3 protein-coding genes are annotated in these 2,045 nt (G+C 67.9%); 1 reads left to right on the forward strand and 2 read right to left on the reverse strand.

The genetic code is table 11. The annotated features are described in order from the left end of the window. Positions 1–274: hypothetical protein (locus tag C5O18_RS08750; protein ID WP_146089311.1), on the reverse strand; the 274-nt coding region annotated here is incomplete at its 3' end. A 114-nt stretch (positions 275–388) separates the two neighbouring features. Here C5O18_RS08750 and serB point away from each other — a divergent pair. After that, a complete protein-coding gene (serB, locus tag C5O18_RS08755; RefSeq protein WP_105193198.1) occupies positions 389–1,606 on the forward strand; it encodes a phosphoserine phosphatase SerB in 1,218 nt (405 codons plus the stop codon). A 28-nt stretch (positions 1,607–1,634) separates the two neighbouring features. Here the strand turns inward: serB and C5O18_RS08760 are convergent. After that, the coding region (locus C5O18_RS08760) for a LysR substrate-binding domain-containing protein (RefSeq protein ID WP_241146804.1) at positions 1,635–2,045 on the reverse strand (411 nt) is incomplete at its 5' end.

Genomic DNA, 2,045 nt, shown 5'->3' on the forward strand with positions numbered 1-2,045 from the left:
CGGCCGGCGAGGTCGCCACCAGGCGGCGGCCGTCACCGTCGATGATCTCGACCTGCGACAGCCCCGGGCGGGCATCCAGGCCGGCGAGCAGCAGGTTCAGGCTGGTCATGTCGCGGCTCAGCAGCCAGGGTGCGCTGCTGCGCGCCAGCTGCGTGGCCAGCTCCTGGCCCAGGCGGCGCTGCTCGCTGCGGATATCGCCGGTGTGTGCCATCCAGCCGACGGATGTGGTCAGCAGCACGCTCAGCAGCCAGAAGAGCCAGACACGTCGCGCCATGCGGAGCCGATCCGTATGCCATTGGAAGATGCGCCATTATAGACAGACAGCCCCTGTCCGGATGCGGCCATTCCGTTACAATTTGGCCCTGCCCTGTATCGCCAAGGATCTGTCGTGCGCGAAATCCTGCTTGTGTCCATTTCCGGCCCGGATCGTCCGGGCATCAGTGCGGCCCTGACCAGCGCGCTGGCGGCCCATCAGGTCAACATCCTCGATGTCAGCCAGGCGGTCATCCATGATCAGCTCAGTCTCGGACTGGTGATCGAGACCGGTGGCGAGGACGACTCCGCCCGCCTGATGCGCGCCGTGCTGTTCCAGGCCCATGCCCTCGGCCTGCAGGCGCGCTTCACGCCGATCAGCGCCGACAGCTACAACCAGTGGGTGGCCGGCAACGGCCGCAGCCGCTACATCCTCACCCTGCTGGCGCGCAAGGTCACCGCCGAGCACCTGGCCGCGATCACCGCGCTGATCGCCGACCAGGGCCTGAACATCGACGGTCTGCAGCGCCTGTCCGGACGCGTGCCGCTGGAGGGCGAGGCGGCGCAGTCCAAGGCCTGCGTCGAGTTCTCCGTGCGCGGCGAGCCGCGCGACGTGCAGGCCATGCGCGTGGCCTGCATGAGCCTGACCAGCGAGCTGGGCATCGACGTCGCGTTCCAGAAGGACAACGCCTTCCGTCGCAACCGCCGTCTGGTCTGCTTCGACATGGATTCGACGCTGATCGAGCACGAGGTCATCGACGAGCTGGCCAAGGCCGCCGGCGTCGGCGAGCAGGTCGCGGCCATCACCGAGCGCGCCATGCAGGGCGAACTGGACTTCACTCAGAGTTTCGAGGCCCGCGTCGCGCTGCTGAAGGGGCTGGACGCCTCGGTGCTGGAAGGCATTGCGCAGTCGCTCAAGCTCACCGAGGGCGCCGAGCATCTGATGCGTACGCTCAAGGTGCTGGGCTACAAGACCGCCATCCTGTCCGGCGGCTTCACCTATTTCGGCGAGCACCTGCAGCGTCGGCTGGGCATCGACTACGTCCACGCCAACGCGCTGGAGGTCGTCGACGGCAAGGTCACCGGCCGCGTCACCGGGCGTGTGGTGGACGGCCAGCGCAAGGCCGAGCTGCTGCGCGAGATCGCCGCCAGCGAGGGCGTGAACCTGGAGCAGGTGATCGCCGTCGGCGATGGCGCCAACGACCTGCCGATGCTGTCGATCGCCGGTCTCGGCATCGCTTTCCGCGCCAAGCCGCTGGTCCGGGCCAATGCCAAGCAGGCCATTTCGACGCTGGGGCTGGATGCCATCCTCTACCTGCTCGGCGTGCGTGACCGGGATATCGAGCTGGGCTGAGGTCGCAGCATGAAGTGTGCCGGTCGGCTCAGTTCGTGCCGGCACTCTGGCAGGCGGCGAGGAAGCGCAGCAGCCCGCGGGTCTGGTACTTGTTGCGGTGGCGTAGGATGAAGAACGAGCGCCGCAGATCCAGGAAGGGTGTCGGCAGCACGCTGGTCAGCCCCTGCGCCAGGCTTTCCTGCAGGGTCATGCGCGAAGCGCAGCCGATGCCTATGCCGGCCTCCACGGCGCGCCTTATGGCCTCCGTGTGGCCCAGCTCCAGCCTGACCTTGAGCGATGGCAGGTGCTCGCTGATGGCGTTGTCGAACACTTCTCGGGTGCCCGAGCCGGGCTCGCGCAGGATCCAGTGCGCGTCCGTCAGGTCGGCGGGGGTGACGCGCGGCAGGCGTGCCAGCGGATGCTCGCGGGCGGAGAAGATGACCAGCTCATCTTCCATCCA

This window comes from Amnimonas aquatica (assembly GCF_002943415.1).
Lineage (GTDB): Bacteria > Pseudomonadota > Gammaproteobacteria > Pseudomonadales > Moraxellaceae > Perlucidibaca > Perlucidibaca aquatica_A.